Here is a 20,366-nt window from a genome sequence, read left to right as displayed (position 1 = left end):
TTAGGTTCAGCTAAAGTCAATAGATGGCATATGAGAATGAGTGTCATTATGTTACAAATTAGCAACCTAACTAACACTACGGTGCTGAATGCTTGTTCCCTTTTTGATCATGCTGCGCGAAGGCATTGAAGCCGCGTTGATCGTCGGCATCATTGCCAGTTACCTCAAGCAGACCGGTCGTGGCCAGTGGATGCCCGCCGTGTGGATTGGCGTGTTTCTCGCCGCTGCGCTGGCCCTGCTGGTCGGCGGTGGCCTGGAGTTGATGAGCGCCGAGTTCCCGCAGAAGCAACAGGAACTGTTCGAAGGCATCGTCGGTCTGGTCGCCGTCGGCATCCTCAGCTCGATGGTGTTCTGGATGCGCAAGGTGGCGCGTTCGATCAAGCATTCCCTGCACGTGTCCCTCGATCACGCCCTGGCCGGCTCCAAGCATCAGGTCACGGCGCTGATCGCGATGGTGTTTTTCGCCGTGGCCAGGGAAGGCCTGGAAACCGTATTTTTCCTGCTCGCGGTGTTCCAGCAAAGCGAAGGCCCCGGGGCACCGATTGGCGCCCTGCTCGGTCTGGTCCTGGCGATCATCGTCGGCTTCCTCATCTATACCGGCAGCATGCGCCTGAACCTCGGCGCGTTCTTCCGCTGGACTGGCCTGTTCATCCTCGTGGTGGCCGCCGGCATCCTCTCCAACTCGGTGCAAGCCCTGCACGAAGCCGGCGTGTGGAATCACCTGCAAACCGTGCTCTTCGACTTCAGCGCCACGCTGCCGATGGACGGCCCGCTGGGCTCGGTGCTGGCTGGCATGTTCGGTTACCAGGACGCACCCACCGTCAGCACCCTCGGCGCATATCTGATTTATCTGGTGGTGGCGCTGGTGATGTTCTTCCTCCCCGCCCCCGCGCCCACCAAGCAACCTTCTTCCGTTTCCAGCCAGTAAGGGCTTTCATGTCAACGCCAACTCCTCCCGTGGCTTCCCCTCCCCGCGCGCTGCGCTGGGCGGTGGCCGGTTCGGTGATCGTGATGATCGCGGCCGGCGGCCTGTTCTACTACGCCTCGAAAATGGCCGCGGCCAAGCGCCAGACCAACCACGATGAAGTGGTGGTGAACATTCACCCTAAAAGTTGTGAGCCGAATGCGCTGACGGTCCCGGCCGGGCATTCGAGTTTCCGCATCGTCAACCGCTCCGACCGGGCGGTGGAATGGGAAATCCTCGACGGCGTGCTGGTGGTCGAAGAGCGGGAAAACATCGCGCCGGGCCTGAGCCAGGTGATCAACGCCAACCTGGCCCCCGGCGACTATGCGATCACTTGCGGGTTGCTGAGCAACCCGCGCGGCACCTTGCACGTGACGCCGACCGCAGCCTCCGATGCTGCCGCCAAGGCCCGGCCGTCGATGGTTGCGTTCATCGGGCCGCTGTCGGAATTTCGCGTGTACCTGAGCAGCCAGAGCAGCGCGCTGATCAGAGCCACGACCGCGCTCAAAGACGCCATCGAGGCCGGCGACCTGGCGCAAGCCCAGGCGCTTTACGTGCCGGCCCGCGTCGCGTATCAGCGGATCGCTCCGGCGGCACAGCGGCTGGCCGAGCTGGACAACGCCGTCAACGCCCGGGCCGATTACTTCGAAAAACGCGAACAGGATCCGGCCTTCACCGGTTTCCATCGCCTCGAATACGCGCTGTTCCAGCAACGCAAACTCGACGCCCTGACGCCGGTGGCCATGCAATTGATCATCGACATCACCACGCTCAAACAGCAATTGCTCGCCCAATCCCTGCCGCCGGAGCAGTTGGTGAGCATCGTGGTGCGCACCCTCAACAGCATCGCCGACGTACGCGCCAGCAGCGGTGAAGAGGAGCGCTACAGCCACACCGACCTGAACGGCTTCGTCGCCAACCTCGACGTGACCCGCAAAGTGGTCGACCTGTTGCGGCCGTTGCTGAGCAAGTCGGCCGCCGAGCTGCTGCCGAAGATCGACAGCGCCATCGCCGCATTCGACGCCGAACTCAACGGCTTCAAGGTCAAGGATGGCTACGCCAGCTACGACACGGTCAGTGCCGAGCAGCGCAAACAGATCGCCGACAAGGCCAAGGCCCTGGCCACCTTGCTCGACGAAATCGATCCAGCCCTTGGCCTTTCCGGCCTGTAAGCAGAAGACGACTTTTAGATGAAAGACTTAGAACAGTTTTCCGCCCAGCGTCGCCGCGTATTGATGGGCATGGGCGCCGCCGGTGTCGCATTGGCCGGCGGTGCCCTGAGCTGCCCGGCGATGGCCGCGTCCAGCCAGGTGACCGAAGCCCCGAGCAGCGAAAAGACCGAAGACCGCCACGCCTTTTACGGCCAGCACCAGAGCGGCATCGTCACGCCGCGCCCGGCGTCGGGCATGTTGGTGTCGTTCGATGTACTGGCCAGCGACCGGGAAGACCTGGAGCGGCTGTTCCGCACTCTCAACGAGCGCATCGCGTTCCTGATGAAGGGCGGCCCGGTGACCCAGGTCGATCCGAAGTTGCCGCCGGTGGATTCGGGAATCCTCGGCCCAGTGGTCACGCCGGACAACCTGACCATCACCGTGTCCGTCGGCGAGTCGCTGTTCGACGAGCGCTTCGGCCTGGCCAACGCCAAACCCAAGCGCCTGATCCGCATGGTCGGTTTTCCCAACGATGCCCTGGAAGCGGATTGCTGCCATGGCGACTTGAGCTTGCAGTTCTGCGCCAACACCACCGACACCAACATCCACGCCCTGCGCGACATCGTGAAAAACCTGCCGGACCTGCTGCTGGTGCGCTGGAAACAGGAAGGCAGCGTGCCGCCGCAAGCCCCGGCCAAACCCGGTGTGCCGGCGCAAAGCGCGCGTAACTTTTTGGGCTTTCGTGATGGCTCGGCCAACCCCGATTCCAACGATGCCAAGGCCATGGACAGCATCGTCTGGGTCCAGCCTGGCAGCGACGAACCGGCCTGGGCTGCGAATGGCAGCTATCAAGCGGTGCGGATCATCCGCAACTTCGTCGAACGCTGGGACCGCACGCCCCTGCAGGAACAGGAAAGCATCCTCGGCCGGGTCAAAAGCACCGGCGCACCGATGGGCGGCGAGCATGAAGGCCAGGTCCCGGACTACGCCAAGGACCCGCAAGGCAAGTTGACCAAGCTCGACGCGCACATCCGCCTGGCCAACCCGCGCACCGCCGCGACCCAGGCCAACCTGATCCTGCGCCGGCCGTTCAACTACTCCAACGGCGTGAACAAGAACGGCCAGCTCGAAATGGGCCTGTTGTTCATCTGCTACCAGGCGGACCTGGAAAAAGGCTTCATCACCGTCCAGACCCGACTCAACGGTGAACCGTTGGAGGAATACCTCAAGCCAGTGGGCGGCGGGTACTTCTTCACCTTGCCGGGTGTCTCGGGTGACAAGGACTTTATCGGTCGCTCGCTGCTTGCCGCGACACAACCCGCAAAAACTGCATAACCCCCAACACGGAACCGTCCCATGAAAAAGTCGCCACTCGCGTTAATGCTGACCCTTGGCTTGCTCAACACCCCGTTTTCGGCTTTTGCGGCGACGGCGCCGCTGGATCTGGTGGGACCGGTCTCGGACTACAAGATCTACGTCACCGAACAACTGGACCAACTGGGCGAACACACCCAGAAATTCACCGACGCCGTGAAAAAAGGCGACCTGGCCACCGCGCAAAAGCTCTACGCACCGACCCGCGTGTTCTACGAGTCAATCGAACCGATTGCCGAGCTGTTCAGTGACCTGGATGCGTCCATCGACTCCCGGGTCGACGACCACGAAAAAGGCGTGAAAGCCGAAGACTTCACCGGTTTCCACCGCATCGAATACACGCTGTTCTCGGAAAAAAGCACCCAGGGTCTGGACGCACTGGCCGACGGCCTGAACAAAGACGTCAAGGACCTGCAAGCCCGCGTCGCCGGCCTGACCTTCCCGCCTGAGAAAGTCGTCGGCGGTGCCGCTGCCCTGCTGGAAGAAGTTGCAGCGACCAAGATTTCCGGCGAAGAAGACCGCTACAGCCATACCGACCTCTATGACTTCCAGGGCAACATCGACGGCGCGAAGAAAATCGTCGACCTGTTCCACCCGCAGATCGAGAAGCAAGACGCGGCGTTCATCGCCAAAGTCGACAAGAACTTTGCGACCGTGGACAAGATCCTGGCCAAGTACAAGACGAAGGATGGTGGTTTCGAGACTTACGACAAGGTGAAGGAAACTGACCGTAAGGCACTGGTGGGACCGGTGAATACCTTGGCTGAGGATTTGTCGACGTTGCGTGGGAAGCTGGGGCTGAACTGAGTTTTTTAGCGTCTGGCTGGGCCCCTTCGCGGGCAAGCCTTGCTCCTACAGGGTTATGGGTCGGTCACATTATTGTGATTTGACACCAAACCACTGTAGGAGCGAGGCTTGCCCGCGAAGGCATTCTCAAAAGCAACACAGCAACCAGCCTGTGCTGCTCCTCACAACATCCGATAGAGCAACCGCTCAATCCGCACCCGACTCACCCGCTTGAGAAACTTGGCCACCGCCGCCGGGTATTCCGGCAGGGTTTCGAGGTCCAGGTAACGCTCGACGCGCCGGGTGTTCTCGAAAATCTCTGCCAGTTCTTTATTGCGCGGTGCCTGCAATTCGCTTTTCGGGTCGTCGATCAGCAAGGCGTTTTCCAGATCGAGCCGGAACGCCCGTGGGTTGAGGTTGTTGCCGGTCAGTAAGGTGTAGCGCTGATCGATCCACATGCCCTTGAGGTGATAGGTGTTGTCGCCGTCGCGCCACAGGTGCAGGTTCAACTGGCCGCTGTCGATGTTGCGCTGATGGCGCTTGGCGAAGCGACGCAGGCTGATCTCGTAGAGGTATGGCAGCGCCGCGATGACTTTGAACGGCTCGCTCGGCGGAATGTAGAAGTCGTTAGCGGTCTTGTCGCCGACGATGATGTCGATCTTCACCCCACGGGCCAGGGCCCGGTTGATTTCCCGGGTGACTTGCAGCGGCAAGTTGAAGTACGGCGTGCAGATGGTCAGCTGATGCTGGGCGCTGGCGATCAACTCGCAGATCACCCGGCTTAGCGGGTTGTTCTTGCCTACGCCGAGCAACGGACTGACCGACAGACCACCTTTGGCGGTGCTGCCCAGTGTGGTGTCGTACGTCGCGTGCTTGAGGCGGCTGCGCAGGTCGCCGATGTCGTTGCGCAGGCTGCGGGTGGTCGGCAGGTTCGGCAGGTCGAGGCGATGCACCGCTTTGGAGGCGATCAGGCCGTGCTGGATCAGGTGCTGCATAGAATCGGCCAGCGCGCTGTTCTGCAGCAGGTGATAGCGGTCGTAGCGGTACTTGTCGAATTTGTGCAGGTAAACGTTGTTCAGGCTCGCGCCGCTGTAGATCACGCAATCGTCGATCACGAAACCCTTCAAGTGCAGCACGCCGAACAGTTCGCGGGTCTGCACCGGCACGCCATACACCGGCACAACGCTGGCGTGGGTGCGGGTCATTTCCTGATACCACGCCGAGTTGCCCGGCTGCTTGCCGGCGCCGATCAAGCCACGCTGGGCGCGCAACCAGTCAACGACCACCACCACGTCCAGCTCCGGACGCGCCAGTTTGGCGGCGTGCAAGGCATCGAGGATTTCCTGGCCGGCTTCGTCCTGTTGCAGGTACAACGCGACGATATAGATGCGCTGCGTCGCCTGGGCGATCTTCTCCAGCAGGCAACGCCGGTATTCGGCGGCGCCAGAAAGGATGGTGACGGCATCGGCGGTCAGCGGAAAACTGCGCAGTTTGGGCAGCAGAGAGCGTTTGAAAAGCGACGGCATAGGGCTCGCAAAAAGGTCGAATCCGAAGAACCCGAGAGCTTACACCATGGATCGCCTTGGGTCTTGTGAGTGTCTGTGAAGGCCTCTTCGCGGGCAAGCCTCGCTCCTACAGGGGAGTGCGTTTAACTGTAGGAGCGAGGCTTGCCCGCGAAGACAATTTCACAGGCACCAAAAATATCCGCTTGACCAAGGAGAACGATCGTTCTACTGTTCGCCCCATGAACGAAATTACTAGCAACGACACACGCAACATCATCCTGGATGTCACCGAAAAGTTGATCTACAAAAGTGGCATCGCTGCCACCGGCATGGATCTACTTGTGAAAACCGCCGGGGTCTCCAGAAAGAGTATCTACCGCTACTTCGCCAACAAGGAGGAGCTGACCGTCGCCGCCCTGCAACGCCGCGACGAGCGCTGGATGCTCTGGTTCAGGACTGAAGTCGACAAGGCCCCGACCCCGGCCGACCGGCTGCTCAACCTGTTTACCGTGCTCACCCGCTGGTTCAACTCCGAAGGCTTTCGCGGCTGCGCCTTTATTAACACCAGCGGCGAAACCGGCGACCCGCAAGACCCGGTCCGCCTGGTCGCCAAGGACCACAAACAGAAACTGCTCGACTACGTGCGCGAGCTTTGCACCGAACATGGCGCCACCGATCCGCAGGCACTGGCCAAACAGCTGCTGATCCTGATCGATGGAGCCATTACCGTAGCGCTTGTGATGGGTGATCACAGTGCCGCCGATAATGCGCAATGCATGGCGCGAAAGTTATTGGACCTGTAACTGCTTAATCAAGCCGTTGTTAACTTTAGTTTTATAAGGAGACACTCAAATGTCATCTAATGCCGAAGTTCGTCCGCCATTACCGCCGTTCACCCGTGAATCGGCCATTGAAAAAGTTCGCTTGGCCGAAGACGGCTGGAACTCTCGCGACCCGCAGCGTGTGTCCCTGGCCTACACCCTGGACACCAAATGGCGTAACCGCGCCGAATTCGCCTACAACCGCGAAGAAGCCAAAGGCTTCCTGACCCGCAAATGGGCCAAGGAACTGGACTACCGGCTGATCAAGGAACTCTGGGCCTTCACCGACAACCGCATCGCCGTGCGCTACGCCTACGAATGGCACGATGACTCGGGCAACTGGTTCCGCTCCTACGGCAACGAAAACTGGGAGTTCGATGAGAATGGTTTGATGGCCAACCGATTTGCCTGCATCAACGACATGCCGATCAAGGAAAGCGAGCGTAAATTCCATTGGCCGCTGGGGCGACGTCCCGACGATCATCCGGGCCTGTCCGATCTCGGTCTGTAAACCGAGACCGATCGTTCCCACGCGCCTGCGTGGGGATGCCGCCACGGACGCTCCGCGTTCGATGTGACGCAGAGCGTCACGGGATGCATTCCCACGCGGAGCGTGGGAACGATCATTACGCGACTGCGGGTTGTTCTTTCACGCCTGCCTTGGCCTCAAGATCCCGCACCAACGGCAACACCCGCTTGCCGAAATACTCCACCTCTTCCTGGAAATGCAGGAACCCCGCCAGCACCAGATCCACGCCCACCGCTTTCAACGCCACGATGCGCTCGGCAATCTGCTGTGGCGTGCCGATCAGGTTGGTTTTGAACCCGTCGTTGTACTGCACCAGGTCCTCGAACGTCGACTTGGCCCAGTTGCCCTCGCCTTCCGGCGACGCCCTGCCCGCCTGTTTCGCCGCATCACCAAAGGCATTCACCGCTTCCGGATCGGCCTGGTCGATGATCTGCGCCAGGACGGCGCGGGCTTCTTCTTCGGTGTCGCGGGCGATGACGAAAGCATTCACCCCAACCTTGACCGAGTGATTGTTCGCCGCCGCCTTGATTCGAATGTCATCGACCTGGGCCTTGATGCCTTCCGGGGTATTGCCGTTGGTGAAGTACCAATCCGACACCCGCGCCGCCATGTCCCGGGCTGCGCGTGAGCTGCCGCCCTGGAAGATTTCCGGCTGGCCCAGGGGTTTGGGCTTGAGGCTGTAATTGTCGAAACGATAGAAATCGCCGCGGAAGGTGAAGTTGTCCTGGCTCCAGATGCCCTTGAGCGAGCGGATGAATTCTTCGGAACGGCGATAGCGTTCGTCGTGTTCCAGCCAATGTTCGCCGATGGCCTGGAATTCACCTTTGAACCAGCCGCTGACGATGTTCACTGCTACCCGGCCATTGGTGAGTTGATCGATGGTCGCCAGTTGCTTGGCTGCCAGCGCCGGTTGCCATGGGCCAGGCAGGATCGCCGCGATGACTTTGAGGGTGGTGGTGGCGGCCAGCAGCGCGTGGCTGAAGGCGACCGATTCGTGTTGGAACTCGGCGCCGTAACCGGCGGTGAAACGAATCTGGGTCAAGGCGTATTCGAACCCCGCCGCCTCGGCCAGTTGCGCCAGTTTGCGGTTGTAGTCGATGCCCCAGTGGGTGCGTTGCTCGATCTTGCTGACCACCAGCCCGCCGCTGACGTTTGGTACCCAGTAGGCAAATTTGACGGCTTGCTGACTCATTGGCGTGTCCTCGGGACGTTGGAGAAGTCTTTGGGACAGAGCAGCAACCGTGCCAGCACCGAATTTCTTGTGGCGTATGACATCTGTGGCGAGGGGGCTTGCTCCCGCTGGGCTGCGCAGCGGCCCCAAAATCTGGTGAGCGCTGCGCACTCAAGCGGGAGCAAGCTCCCTCGCCACAGAGATGTTTTTTGCCATAGATGGAGGGCGTGTCAGGGGCAATTTGCTGTTGCACTGTTGGCGCAGCAACAGTTGAAACATCCTCGAATTCCGCACACGCCAGCAAAACTTGGCTGCGCCCACCCGGCATGGACCGTGCAATCCCCCCTGCATCCACTGCCGCCCCAAGGAGCTGTCCCATGACCGAACACCAGATCATCAACCCCCTCTCCACCGGCACCGACTACGAAACCCTCGCAGCACGATTCCGGCCAATCTTCCAGCGCATCGCCGCCGGCGCCGTTGAACGCGAACAAACCCGCCGCTTGCCCTACGAACCGATCCAATGGCTCAAGGAGGCCGGATTCGGCGCGGTGCGCGTGCCGGTGGAGTACGGCGGTGGCGGTGCCTCGGTGCCGCAGTTGTTCGAACTGTTAATCGAACTGGCCGAAGCCGATTCCAATATCCCGCAAGCCTTGCGCGGGCATTTCGCCTTTGCCGAGGATCGCCTCAACGCCGCCCCCGGCCCGGCACGGGACGTCTGGTTCAAACGCTTTGTGGCCGGCGACATCGTCGGTTGCGCCTGGACTGAAATCGGCAGCGTGGCCATCGGCGATGTGATCACCAAAGTCTCGCCCCATGGCGATCAATGGCGGCTCAACGGCGAGAAGTTCTACAGCACCGGCAGTCTGTTTTCCGACTGGATCGACGTCTACGCCCGGCGCAGCGACACCGGTGGCGACGTGATCGCCGCCGTGCGCACTCGCCAGCCCGGCATTGTGCAGAGCGATGACTGGGACGGTTTCGGTCAGCGCACCACCGGCAGCGGTACGTCGCGGTTTATCGATGCCGAAGTCGACGCCGAGAACCTCATCGACTTCGCCACCCGCTTCAAATACCAGACTGCGTTCTATCAACTGGTGCTGCTGGCGTCCCTGGCCGGCATCGGTCGCGCGGCGCTGCGCGATGTGGCGCAGCAGGTGCGCGAGCGCAAACGCATCTACAGCCATGGCAATGCGCAGCATGTGAGTCAGGATGCGCAGATTCAGCAAGTAGTCGGTGAGATTGCGGCGTTGGTGTATGCCGCCGAGGCCAGTACCTTGAGGGCGGCGCAACCGGCGCAGAAAGCTTATGAGGCACGCTTCTCTGGCGATGACGTTTTGGAGCGTGCCGCCAATGTCGCGGCGGAAATCGAATCGGCCAAGGCGCAGGTGGTGGTCACCGAATTGATCCAGCGCGCAACCACCGAGCTGTTCAATGCCCTGGGGGCTTCGGACATTCGTGAAGGGAAATCCCTGGATCGGCATTGGCGCAACGCGCGGACGGTGTCGTCGCACAATCCGGTGATCTACAAGGCGCGGATTGTCGGGGATTGGGTGATTAACGGGACTGAGCCGCCGTTTGTGTGGCAGATCGGGAATGGGCCTGAGCGTAAGTAATTTGTCGTCAGGGATGACGCCTTCGCGGGCAAGCCTCGCTCCTACATTTTGGAATGCGTTCCCCTGTAGGAGCGAGGCTTGCCCGCGAAGAGGCCAGACGGGTCGCCGCAAAGGTTCGATATGGGTAAGATACCGGCCTTCCCCGCAGCCCTTTCTGCGCCCCGCCGAATAAGCCGATTCCATGCCTTTCGAACTCAGCGTTGACCTCACCACCCTGGCCATTCTGGCCGTTGTCGCTTTCATTGCCGGTTTCATCGACGCCATCGCCGGCGGTGGCGGTCTGTTGACCACGCCTGCGCTGTTGACCGCCGGCCTGCCGCCGCACCTGGTGCTGGGCACCAACAAGCTGAGTTCGACTTTCGGCTCGGCCACCGCCAGTTTCACCTTCTACCGCCGCAAGCTGTTCCACCCGCGGCAATGGGTGCACGCCATCGTCGGCACCCTGGTCGGTGCGCTGACCGGTGCCGTGGTCGCGCATTACCTGCCTGCCGAATGGCTGAACAAGATGCTGCCGGTGATTGTCTTCGCCTGCGGCGTTTATCTATTGTTTGGCGGCACGCCGAAAGCGCCGCTGGACAGCGACGCACCGATCAAGAAGAAGTGGCAATCGACCCAGGGCTTCAGCCTCGGTTTCTATGACGGCGTGGCTGGCCCAGGCACCGGGGCGTTCTGGACCGTCAGCAGCATGCTGATGTACCCCATCGACCTGGTGAAGGCCAGCGGCGTGGCCCGCAGCATGAACTTCGTCAGCAACATTGCGGCGCTGTCGGTGTTCGTGTTTTCCGGGCAGGTGGACTGGATCATCGGCCTGAGCATGGGCCTGTCGGTGATGGTCGGCGCGTTCTTCGGCGCACGCTCCGCCATCAGCGGCGGAGCGAAGTTCATTCGCCCGGTGTTCATCACCGTGGTACTGGGCTTGACCGTGCGGTTAGCCTGGCAGCACTGGTTCAGCGTGGCCTAAGCGCCGCGCCAGATACACGTCGATCAGGTAACGGGCAATCGAACGCGATGCCGGCAACGGCGGCATCGCGTGGATGTTGAACCACTGGGCGTCTTCGATCTCGTCTTCCTGGCAGACAATCTCGCCCCCCGCGTATTCAGCGTGGAAACCCAGCATCATCGAATGCGGGAACGGCCAGCACTGGCTGCCCATGTACTGGATGTTCTTGACCTCGATCTGCACTTCTTCGCGGACCTCGCGAATCAGGCAATCCTCGGCCGACTCTCCCGGCTCGGCAAACCCCGCCAGCGTGCTGTAGACCCCGGCGACGAAGCGCGGTGAACGGGCCAGCAACACCTCATCGCCACGGGTCACCAGCACGATCATGCTCGGCGAAATTCGTGGGTAATAACGGATATCGCACGGTTCGCAATACATCGCCCGTTCGCGCGGCACCTGATGCGTCGCTTGCCCGCAATTGCCGCAAAAGCGGTGTTCGCGGTACCAGGTGCCAATCTGCGCCGCGTAGCCGAGCACCTTGTAGACGGTGTGATCGCCCTCCAGCATGAACGCCCGCAGACCTTTCCAGTTGCAGCCCGGCACTTCGTTGGCGCAACGCAGCTCCAGCAGGTAAACCGGTTCGCCATCGAGATGGCCGATACCGTGCTCGGCCAGGATCGACAAGTCCTGGCGCTTGAGCCATTCCCGGGGGAACAGCGCGCCGTTGTCATCGAACAGAAAGCCTTCGGGGCTGCGTGCCACGGCCCAGCCGCCGGGTTGATCGGTGTCCAGTACTGCGGTGGTCCAGCGTGAAATCATGGTTAATCAGTCCAGAAATTCGGGTTTCTGTTTGCTCATATGGGCGGCCATGGCCACGCGCAAATCGGTGGATTGCAGCATGGCGGCGTTCCAGGTGGCGACGTATTCGAGGCCGTCGTCGATGCGATGGTCGCGCATGTAGCTGATCATTTCCTTGGTGCCGGTGATGGCAATCGGCGACTTGCCGGCGATCTCCCGGGCAATGCCCATCACGCCATCGAGCAGGCTGTCGCGGTCGCTGTAGACCCGATTGACCAGGCCCATGCCGCGCGCTTCCTCGGCACCAAAGTGGCGACCAGTGTAAGCCAGTTCACGCAGCATGCCGTCACCGATGATCCGCGGCAAGCGTTGCAAGGTGCCGACGTCGGCGGCCATGCCGATGTCGATTTCCTTGATCGAGAATTGTGCGTCTTCGGCGGCGTAGCGCATGTCGCAGGCGGCGATCAGGTCGATAGCGCCGCCCAGGCAGTAACCCTGGATCGCGGCAAGCACCGGTTTGCGGCAATTATCGACCGCATTGAATGAGGCTTGCAGGGCGAGGATCTTGCGCCGCAGCAGGCGCGCATTGCGCCCGACATCCTTGCCCAGTTCGTTGGCCACGCCGGCCAGCATCATCAGGTCGATGCCCGAGGAAAAGTGCTTGCCGGCGCCGCTCAGGACCACCACCCGCACTTCGTCGGTGTCGTCGATCCACTGGAAAATCTCGATGATCTCGCTCCAGAACGCGGCGTTCATCGCGTTGATCTTGTCCGGGCGGTTGATCTGCACATGGGCGATTTTGTCGGCGAGTTCGACGGTGAACGCAGTGTACTGAGACATGGCAGTGATCCTTGACCGGGCGGAAAATGAGGCCCGAACTATAACAAGGCATCGCGGGTGGGAGTAAGGCAGTGGTTCGGCCAAATGCGGGACTGGTTTTGGGGGCTGTGGTGTCTGGTCTGACGCCTTCGCGGGCAAGCCTCGCTCCTACAGGGATGGCGCGCCCCTGTAGGAGCGAGGCTTGCCCGCGAAGGCTACACCGCCGATCTAACTGCCTTTCACCGCCACAAACGCCGCCGTCACATAAGGCACGGTAATCACCTCCCTGCCGCGCAACTCGGGCTCGCCTTCAATCAATGCCCGCAGCTGCGCATCGACCTTATCCCGCTGCACCTGAGGCAACGCCGCAATGAAGCTAGTGGACCGCACCCGATTGAAAATCACATCTTCCGGCGAACCCGTGTGCCCATGCCCGAAATGCTCAGCCTGCAACGGCCCGAACGCCTTGTGGGGAAAGGCCAGCCGCCAGGCTCCGGTGTAATAACGCGGGGTATCGCCTTCCAGCGCGTTGACGATCGCGTCGAGTTTCGGCACCCAACTCACTCGGGTGTCGCGCAGGTTCCACACCAGCCCCAGCTTGCCGCCCGGCTTGAGCACCCGGGCAATTTCGCTGAGCGCCTCGGGGCTGGCGAACCAGTGGAAGGCCTGGGCGCACACCACCACGTCCACCGAGGCATTGGGCAGCGGCAGATCGGTAGCGGTGCCGCTCACCGCCAGCACGTCAGGCAACGCGGCGGACAATTTTTCGAGCATTTGTGGCACCGGTTCCACGGCAATCACCTGCGCCCCGGTGGCCACCAGCCGTCCGGTGAACTTGCCAGTGCCGGCGCCGAGGTCGATAACGGTTTTGTCGGCATTCAAACCCAGGGTGCCGGTCAGCCAGTCGGCCACTTGCGGCGGATAGTCCGGGCGGCCGCGCACGTAGGTGTCGGCGCCGGTCCTGTAGCCATCGGCGGCGACAGGGTGAATATGTTCTCTCATCGCAGTTCTCCCGATACACATCAATGCAGTCGAGCATAGCGTCTGGCTTAATGCTTTCCTTGCAAAGAGCTGCACAACGAAATGAATAATTGTTCACACAGCGGTGTTCACTGCCCATCGCTCATAAGGAAAGCCCATGAACACTCCGACCCGTTACGACCGCCTCACCATGAGCCTGCACTGGCTGACTGCCGTGCTGGTGATTTTCCTGTTCTCCAGTGCACTGATCTGGGATCAACTGGCTAAAGGCACGCCGCTGCGTAAAGGGCTGCAATCGGTGCACATTTCCTGCGGCATCCTGCTGGCGGTGATTGTTATCGGTCGATTGATCTGGCGACTGTCTCGTGGCCGCCGACTGCCGCCGCTCAATCGAGGCATGATGAACATTGCAGCGAAAACCGCGCATCTGGCGCTGTACCTGCTGTTGTTGAGCCAGATTGTGCTGGGTTTTATGTTCCGCTGGGCGCAAGCAGAACCGTTCAACTTCTTCGGGTTGTTCGATGTCCCGGCCCTGATGACGTTCGATAAAAGCATGAAGTCGGTATTCGGCGGCCTGCATGAAAACGTCGCCTGGGTCATCGTGATTCTGGCCGGGCTGCACGCGGTGATGGCGCTGGTTCATCATTACGGCCTGCGGGACGGCACGTTGCGCCGGATGCTGCCAGGGCGCGATACAAACTGAGGCGAATAAAACACCGGGGCCGGGTGTTCTTTAGATGCATGCGCTCGAATTCTGTTTTCACTGTGAATGGAGTTTCACCCATGGATATCCGTTTCGCTGTTTTCACCGCCCCGCTGTTGCTGGTCGCGGCGTTATCCAGCTCTGCGGCGTTCGCCCACGGCGACGAGGATGAGCCGGCCAAACCCAACTGCCCCAAAGGCCAGGTGTTCGACAACAAGTCGAACAAATGCGTGCTGCAAACCAGCAGCCTGGTGCCGGATAACGACCGTGTCGACTACGCCTACCGCCTGGCCAAGGACGGTCGCTACGAAGAAGCCCTGGCCCTGCTTGATACGCTGAAAAACCCCAACACCGCCAAAGCCCTCAACTATCGCGGCTACGCCACGCGTAAACTGGGCCGCACCGACGAAGGCATTGGCTATTACCTGCAATCGGTCAAACTCGACCCGCAGTATGCGCAAGTGCGCGAATACCTCGGCGAAGCGTATGTGATCAAGGGTCGGCTGGATCTTGCCCAGGAACAGTTGCAGCACATCAAATCGATCTGCGGCAGCACCTGCGAGGAATACCAGGACCTGGCCGAAGCCATCCACGATTCATCGAAAACCTGACACCGAACGGACGGAGGTCGCCATCGCCAGCGATCAGGCAATACGAGCAGAGTTGGGCCAGCATCTGGCGCGGTTATGGCGCTACGGCTTGCTGCTGTCCCGACAACGGCATGTGGCCGAAGACTTGGTGCAAGCCACGTGCGTGCGGGCGCTGGAACGGGCCGGGCAGTATCAGCCCGGCACCCGCATGGATCGCTGGCTGCTGAGCATATTGCATTCGATCTGGCTCAATGAAGTACGCGCCCGGCGTGTGCGTCTGGGCCAGGGGTTGGTGAATGCCGACGAGGCGCTGTCGTTCGACGGCGAACACGCGGCGCAAACCCATGTGCTGGCGGCGCAGGTGATCCGGCGCGTCGATGCTCTGCCTGAAGCCCAGCGCGAAACGGTGTACCTGGCCTACGTCGAAGGCTTGTCCTACCGCGAAGTGGCCGAGGTGCTGCAAGTGCCCATCGGTACGGTCATGAGCCGCCTGGCCACCGCCCGCCTGAAACTCGCGGAGTACCCGCCCTTGCACACCGTACCGAGCAACACCACAGGAGAACGTCGATGACCGACCCCCTACGCCCGACGATCCCGACCGATGAACAATTGGTGGCCTACCTCGACGACCAGCTCGACACCGAACAGCGCACCCGCATCGACGCCGCCATCCACGATGACCCGGCGCTCAACCTGCGCCTGCAATGGCTGGCCCGCAGCAGCCTGCCGTTCAAGGACGCGTATGACCAACTGGGCAAGCAAGCACCGACAGATCGCTTGCAAGCCATGCTCGACACCTTGCCCAGCCCTGCCCGTCCGGCGCTGAACCGCCGTTGGTTTCTGGCGGCGGCGGCCGGTCTGGTGCTGAGCAGTGTAGTCGCGGATCGATTGTTTCTCGGCTGGCAGTCGAGCCAGCAGAAAAGCAACTGGCGCGGGCTGGTGGCCGACTACATGTCGCTCTACGTGCCGCAAACCCTGGAACACTTGCCTGGCGACGAGGCGACTCAGCGCGCGCAACTGCGCACCATCGACAGCCGTTTGGGCCTGAACCTCGCGCCTGCAAAACTGGTGTTGCCACGCCTGGAGCTCAAACGCGCGCAAATCCTCGAGTACGAAGGCGTACCCATCGCCCAGATCACCTATCTCGACCCTACCCACGGCCCGATGGCACTGTGTGTCACGCGCTCCAACAAAGGCAGCCGGCCGTTTGCCCATGAACGCCGGCACGACATGAACGTCGTGTTCTGGGCGGACACGGAGCACGCCTGGATGCTGATCGGGCACAACCCCGTGGCGGACCTTGAGGACATGGCCAAAGTCTTGAGAAGTCGGCTGAGCGTATAACGCCAATTATCACTATGCTTGGCGCCTGACTTCCAAGGCGCCCTCCCATGCCGCATCCCTCGCTCCACCCTTCACGCACGGCTTTGCTGGTGATCGACGTGCAGAACGACTTCATCCCCGGCGGCCAACTGGCGGTGCCCGAAGGCGACCTGATCGTGCCATTGATCAATCAACTGGGCGGCCAATTCAAGCAGGTGATCATTACCCAGGACTGGCACCCGCCCGGACACGCCTCGTTTGCGTCCAGCCACCCCAATCGCCAGCCTTACGACGAGATCCAACTGCCCTACGGCAAGCAGACGCTATGGCCGGTGCACTGTGTGCGGGATAGCCCTGGGGCGGCACTCCACGTGGAGTTGGATTTGCCCCATGCGCAACTGATCATTCGCAAGGGCTGTAATCCGGACATCGACAGTTATTCGGCGTTTCTGGAGGCCGATCGCACGACCACCACGGGCCTGGCCGGGTATTTGAAGGAACGCGGCATCGACACTGTTTACATGGTCGGGCTGGCGCTGGATTTCTGTGTGATGTACTCGGCGCTGGATGCGCGGGCGGCGGGGTTCAATACGTTTGTGGTGCTGGATGCGTGTCGGGCGATTGATCTGCAGGGGTCGCTGGCTGTGGCGATTGAACGGATGCAGGTGGCTGGGGTTGGGTTGATTTCGACTAAAGATATTTTGGGTTGACGCCTGTCCTGTGGCGAGGGAGCTTGCTCCCGCTCGGCTGCGCAGCAGTCGCAAAACATGCCAGCGCGTTGTAATTGAATGAACGCTGGGGGCTGCTTCGCGGCCCAGCGGGAGCAAGCTCCCTCGCCACAGGTGGGTATGCTTGCCGTCAGTTCGGTGTGGGCAACCACAACCGGAACCGCGCGCCACTCAGCGGCGAAGGCTCAACCGTCAACGTCCCGCCTTGCGCTTCCAGGGCGCGGCGGCTGATGGCCAGGCCGAGGCCGAAGCCGCCGGTCGCGCGATCCCGGCTTCGATCCAGCCGATAAAACGGCTCGAATATCCGCTCCCGCTCATCCTCCGGAATGCCGATTCCGTCGTCATCGACCCAGATCTCGCAGCCCTTGGGGCATACCTTCACGCCAACCTGAATGCGCTTTTCGCAATAACGCATGGCATTGCGCAGCAGGTTTTGCAAGGCACGCGCCGTCAGGCGCGGGTCGAGTGTGAAGCGTTCGAGTTGGCCGTGCAGCAACACGTCAATGACGATATCCGGTGATTCCAGTTCCTCATCGACACTGCCCAGAATGCTGTCGATAAACTCATCCAGCGCCACTTCAACCCGCTCCGGCAAGCGCGCCGGATTTTGCAAGCGGCTGTAGGACAACAATTCCAGCACCAGCTCATCCAGTTCTCGGATGTGCGCGACCAGCCCTTGCAGGCGTTCGCGGCTCGGCGCCGGCATGTCATCCGAAAGGGCCAGGGCCAGGCCGAAATCCAGGCGTGTCAGCGGCGTGCGCAGTTCGTGGGATACGGCGTTGAGCAAGTCGCGCTGCTGGTTGAGCAGGTTCTCGATATCGCCGGCCATGGTGTCGAACACGTTGGCCAGGCTGCCGATGTTGGATTTATGCGAGATCTGCGTGCGCTCGCTCAGGTGCCCTTTGCCGAAGCGTTCGGCCGTGCCTTTCAAGCGCTCCAGATCGCGCCAGTGCGGGCGCAGCCACAGCAGCAGGCACGCGAGCATCATCGCGCCGATCAGCACGTTGATACTCCAGTACAACAAATTGACGTCCAGCGGATCCGGCGGCACCACCATCTGCACCACGGTCCGTTCGTTCAACGGCGCCACCGCCAGGGTGCGCCAGCCCCAGTCGCCGATCCGCACCACGTTCTCCCCGCGCTGCAAGCGTTCACGCTCCTCCAGGGTGAAGTCGTCGTCATCCTTGCCGCTCAACACGATGTGCAGCGGCTGGAACTCCTTGTCCATTTCCGCCGCCAGGGCCGGCCATTGTTCGCTTGGCACGGCGTGGAACTGCTTGACGATCAGGGTCTGCAAACCACGGGAATAATCGAGGTTGTAGGTGACGAAGCGTTCATGGAACAGCTTGATCACCACATCCGGCACCAGGTAAATCGCCGCGCTGTACGAAACGATCGTCACCAGGTACAGGCGAAAGAGGATTCTGAACATCGCCTCAGCATTCCCACTCGGAGCGACTGAACAGGTAGCCCTTGCCCCACACTGTCTTGATCTTGCGCGCCTCGCCAGCGTGGTCGTCGAATTTGCGCCGCAGCTTGGAAATCGCCACATCCACCGAGCGGTCGGTGCCGTTGAATTCGATGCCGCGCAGGCGTTGCAGGATCTGGTCGCGGCTCAGCACTTCGCCGGCATGCCGGGCCAGCACCACCAGCAGGTTGTATTCGCCGCTGGACAGCTCCACCAGTTGTTCGCGCCAGGTCACCGTGCGCTCGGACAGGTCGATGCACAGGTTGCCCATCAGGATGCGGTCGTTGGCGGTCTGCGGTTCGCCGAGGCTGCTGCGCCGTAGTAAGGTGCGCACCCGGGCCAGCAAGACGCGTGGCTCGCAGGGTTTGGTGACATAGTCGTCGGCGCCCATTTCCAGGCCCAGCACTTGATCATGGCTGTCGTCCCGGGCGGTGAGCATCAGGATCGGCAATGTCGCCGAATCGGCGCGAAGCAAGCGGCAGACTTGCAGCCCGTCAAGGCCCGGCAGCATCAGGTCGAGGATCACCAGGTCCGGCGGATTGACCCGCGCGCGTTCGCGCACATGATCGCCGCGGCTGATCACGCTGACGCAATAGCCGTTGCGTTCCAGGTAGCTGGCGATCAGTTCGGAGAGCGCGGTGTCGTCTTCGACCAGGAGGATGTTGGGCATGGGGTGTTTCCAGAAAAAGTGCTGTGGCGATCTTTCGGGCGTCTTCGCGGGCAAGCCTCGCGCCTACACAGGTATCGCATTCCCCTGTAGGAGCGAGGCTTGCCCGCGAAGACGCCCGAACGGTCGCTGAGAAATTCAAGGGCCCAAGGATATACGCCCTCACGCACCCGCGAGTAAAACCCTTACACAATTTCACACAGCGCCTACAAAGCTTCACCGCTACTCTCGCCGACTCCCCGTAGGATGCCGGGGTCATTATTGGGGTATTCACATGTCAAAGAACCTGCTTGCCACGCTCAGCCTGATTGCACTGGCGTTGACCCTGAGCGCTTGTGACAAGTCCTCGACCGCTGAAGAAGCGGCGCCGCTGGCCACTGTGCGCATCGAAACCATCGAAGCGCGGCCGCTGTCGATCAGCAGCGAACTGAGCGGGCGGATTGTCGCGCCGCGCATTGCCGAAGTCCGCGCTCGGGTGGCCGGCGTTGTATTGCAGCGCACCTTCCGCGAAGGCAGCGACGTGAAACAGGGCGACGTGCTGTTCCGCATCGACCCGGCACCGTTCAAGGCGGACCTGGACAGCGCCGAAGCGGCGCTGCGCAAGGCCGAGGCCAATGCCTTCCAGGCCAAGCTGCAAGAGCAGCGCTATTCGCAGTTGATCGAAGGCAACGCCATCAGCGGCCAGGACTACGACAACGCCCGGGCCAATGCCCGGCAAACCGCCGCGGATGTGTCGGCCAATAAAGCCGCCGTGGCCCGGGCCAAGCTGAACCTGGGTTATGCCACCGTCACCGCGCCGATTTCCGGGCGCGTCGGCCGTGCCTTGGTCACCGAAGGCGCACTGGTCGGGCAGAACGAAACCACCCCGCTGGCCTTGATCCAGCAACTGAACCCGATCCACGCCGACCTCACCCAGTCGACCCGTGAACTCAACGACCTGCGCCGGGCCTTCCGCTCTGGAAACCTGCAGCAGGTTGGCCAGGATCAGGCCAAGGCCACGCTGATCCAGGATGACGGCAGTCTGTACCCGCTGCCGGGCAAGCTGCTGTTCGCCGAGATCAGCGTCGATCCGGGCACCGGCCAGATCATCCTGCGCAGCGAGTTCCCCAACCCGGACCTCGACTTGCTGCCGGGCAGCTTCGTCCGTGTACGCGTCGAGCAAGGGGTCAACCAGCAAGGCATCAGCGTGCCGCAGCGGGCGATCCAGCGCGACAGCGCCGGGGTGGCCCAGGTGATGTTGCTCGACGCCGAGCAACGGGTCGGTCTGCAACCGGTGCAACTGAGCGCGGTGCAGAACGATCGCTGGATCGTCACCGGCGGCCTCAAGCCCGGCGACCGCATCGTCACCGAAGGCCTGCAACACGCCAAGCCGGGCGAAAAAGTGCAGATCGACGACACCCCTCTTCCACTTGCCCAGGTTTCTGGTCAGTAA

21 protein-coding genes are annotated in these 20,366 nt (G+C 61.6%); 14 read left to right on the top strand and 7 right to left on the bottom strand.

Annotated elements, in window-relative coordinates; all coding sequences use genetic code 11:
* Window positions 1-88: 88 nt before the first annotated feature.
* The 4 genes from efeU to efeO (ACY4LX_RS18130) are packed head-to-tail and all read left to right on the top strand — an operon-like array spanning window position 89 to window position 4,296.
* The gene (gene efeU / locus ACY4LX_RS18145; RefSeq protein WP_149662023.1) at window positions 89-928 is read left to right on the top strand and encodes an iron uptake transporter permease EfeU; all 840 of its coding nucleotides are present in this window, start codon (window positions 89-91) and stop codon (window positions 926-928) included.
* An 8-nt stretch (window positions 929-936) separates the two neighbouring features.
* Complete coding sequence (gene efeO, locus ACY4LX_RS18140; RefSeq protein ID WP_463257324.1) at window positions 937-2,136, top strand: iron uptake system protein EfeO; 1,200 nt, start codon at window positions 937-939, stop codon at window positions 2,134-2,136.
* Window positions 2,137-2,154: 18 nt separating this feature from the next.
* On the top strand, window positions 2,155-3,450 hold the full coding sequence (efeB, locus tag ACY4LX_RS18135) for an iron uptake transporter deferrochelatase/peroxidase subunit (RefSeq protein WP_463257323.1): 1,296 nt from the start codon (window positions 2,155-2,157) through the stop codon (window positions 3,448-3,450).
* 21 nt (window positions 3,451-3,471) lie between these two features.
* Window positions 3,472-4,296, top strand: a complete 825-nt coding sequence (gene efeO / locus ACY4LX_RS18130) for an iron uptake system protein EfeO (RefSeq protein ID WP_463257322.1) — start codon at window positions 3,472-3,474, stop codon at window positions 4,294-4,296.
* Between the two features lie 161 nt (window positions 4,297-4,457).
* Here the strand turns inward: efeO (ACY4LX_RS18130) and pssA are convergent, their stop codons facing one another.
* Window positions 4,458-5,801: a CDP-diacylglycerol--serine O-phosphatidyltransferase gene (gene pssA / locus ACY4LX_RS18125; RefSeq protein WP_463257321.1), complete on the bottom strand. Its 1,344-nt coding sequence runs from the start codon at window positions 5,799-5,801 to the stop codon at window positions 4,458-4,460.
* 218 nt (window positions 5,802-6,019) lie between these two features.
* Here pssA and ACY4LX_RS18120 point away from each other — a divergent pair, with 218 nt between their 5' ends.
* A complete protein-coding gene (locus ACY4LX_RS18120) occupies window positions 6,020-6,583 on the top strand; it encodes a TetR/AcrR family transcriptional regulator (RefSeq protein WP_463257320.1) in 564 nt (187 codons plus the stop codon).
* Window positions 6,584-6,632: 49 nt separating this feature from the next.
* Window positions 6,633-7,112, top strand: coding sequence for a nuclear transport factor 2 family protein (locus ACY4LX_RS18115; RefSeq protein ID WP_133836485.1), 480 nt, complete (start codon window positions 6,633-6,635; stop codon window positions 7,110-7,112).
* A gap of 115 nt (window positions 7,113-7,227) precedes the next feature.
* Here ACY4LX_RS18115 and sfnG read toward each other — a convergent pair whose 3' ends face one another.
* Window positions 7,228-8,322, bottom strand: coding sequence for a dimethylsulfone monooxygenase SfnG (gene sfnG, locus ACY4LX_RS18110; RefSeq protein WP_463257319.1), 1,095 nt, complete (start codon window positions 8,320-8,322; stop codon window positions 7,228-7,230).
* Between the two features lie 356 nt (window positions 8,323-8,678).
* Between sfnG and ACY4LX_RS18105 the strand changes: the two genes are divergently transcribed.
* Window positions 8,679-9,917: an acyl-CoA dehydrogenase family protein gene (locus ACY4LX_RS18105; RefSeq protein ID WP_463257318.1), complete on the top strand. Its 1,239-nt coding sequence runs from the start codon at window positions 8,679-8,681 to the stop codon at window positions 9,915-9,917.
* A gap of 181 nt (window positions 9,918-10,098) precedes the next feature.
* Window positions 10,099-10,878 (top strand): TSUP family transporter, encoded by a 780-nt coding sequence (locus ACY4LX_RS18100; RefSeq protein ID WP_123408103.1) that lies wholly within the window; start codon window positions 10,099-10,101, stop codon window positions 10,876-10,878.
* On the opposite strand, the gene nudC is transcribed toward ACY4LX_RS18100, so the two are convergent.
* From nudC to ACY4LX_RS18085, 3 genes are all read right to left on the bottom strand, one after another.
* Window positions 10,846-11,676 (bottom strand): NAD(+) diphosphatase, encoded by an 831-nt coding sequence (gene nudC / locus ACY4LX_RS18095; RefSeq protein ID WP_463257317.1) that lies wholly within the window; start codon window positions 11,674-11,676, stop codon window positions 10,846-10,848. The two genes, ACY4LX_RS18100 and nudC, sit on opposite strands and share 33 nt — an antisense overlap.
* 6 nt (window positions 11,677-11,682) lie before the next feature.
* A complete protein-coding gene (locus ACY4LX_RS18090; protein WP_463257316.1) occupies window positions 11,683-12,495 on the bottom strand; it encodes a crotonase/enoyl-CoA hydratase family protein in 813 nt (270 codons plus the stop codon).
* Window positions 12,496-12,702: 207 nt separating this feature from the next.
* On the bottom strand, window positions 12,703-13,476 hold the full coding sequence (locus ACY4LX_RS18085; RefSeq protein WP_463257315.1) for a class I SAM-dependent methyltransferase: 774 nt from the start codon (window positions 13,474-13,476) through the stop codon (window positions 12,703-12,705).
* Between the two features lie 136 nt (window positions 13,477-13,612).
* Here ACY4LX_RS18085 and ACY4LX_RS18080 point away from each other — a divergent pair, with 136 nt between their 5' ends.
* The 5 genes from ACY4LX_RS18080 (at window position 13,613) to pncA (ending at window position 16,781) form a co-directional block, all read left to right on the top strand.
* The gene (locus ACY4LX_RS18080) at window positions 13,613-14,158 is read left to right on the top strand and encodes a cytochrome b (RefSeq protein ID WP_463257314.1); all 546 of its coding nucleotides are present in this window, start codon (window positions 13,613-13,615) and stop codon (window positions 14,156-14,158) included.
* An 80-nt stretch (window positions 14,159-14,238) separates the two neighbouring features.
* Window positions 14,239-14,769: a tetratricopeptide repeat protein gene (locus tag ACY4LX_RS18075; protein ID WP_149661763.1), complete on the top strand. Its 531-nt coding sequence runs from the start codon at window positions 14,239-14,241 to the stop codon at window positions 14,767-14,769.
* Between the two features lie 52 nt (window positions 14,770-14,821).
* Window positions 14,822-15,319 carry an RNA polymerase sigma factor gene (locus tag ACY4LX_RS18070; RefSeq protein ID WP_463257313.1) on the top strand — a complete coding sequence of 166 codons (498 nt, stop codon included), beginning with the start codon at window positions 14,822-14,824 and terminating at the stop codon, window positions 15,317-15,319.
* Window positions 15,316-16,092, top strand: a complete 777-nt coding sequence (locus ACY4LX_RS18065; protein WP_149661762.1) for an anti-sigma factor family protein — start codon at window positions 15,316-15,318, stop codon at window positions 16,090-16,092. Before ACY4LX_RS18070 ends, ACY4LX_RS18065 begins: the two co-directional genes overlap by 4 nt.
* Before the next feature lie 47 nt (window positions 16,093-16,139).
* The gene (gene pncA / locus ACY4LX_RS18060; protein ID WP_463257312.1) at window positions 16,140-16,781 is read left to right on the top strand and encodes a bifunctional nicotinamidase/pyrazinamidase; all 642 of its coding nucleotides are present in this window, start codon (window positions 16,140-16,142) and stop codon (window positions 16,779-16,781) included.
* A 148-nt stretch (window positions 16,782-16,929) separates the two neighbouring features.
* Here the strand turns inward: pncA and ACY4LX_RS18055 are convergent, their stop codons facing one another.
* Entirely contained in the window at window positions 16,930-18,231 is a 1,302-nt protein-coding gene (locus ACY4LX_RS18055) for an ATP-binding protein (RefSeq protein WP_149661759.1), read from the bottom strand.
* A 4-nt stretch (window positions 18,232-18,235) separates the two neighbouring features.
* Window positions 18,236-18,937: a response regulator gene (locus ACY4LX_RS18050; protein WP_149661758.1), complete on the bottom strand. Its 702-nt coding sequence runs from the start codon at window positions 18,935-18,937 to the stop codon at window positions 18,236-18,238.
* 271 nt (window positions 18,938-19,208) lie between these two features.
* Between ACY4LX_RS18050 and ACY4LX_RS18045 the strand changes: the two genes are divergently transcribed.
* Window positions 19,209-20,366 (top strand): efflux RND transporter periplasmic adaptor subunit, encoded by a 1,158-nt coding sequence (locus tag ACY4LX_RS18045; protein WP_149661757.1) that lies wholly within the window; start codon window positions 19,209-19,211, stop codon window positions 20,364-20,366.

The organism is Pseudomonas sp. Emmai (assembly GCF_055179735.1).
The sequence above is the reverse complement of the archived record's forward strand: the minus strand, read 5'-3'. Positions and strand labels throughout refer to the sequence as shown.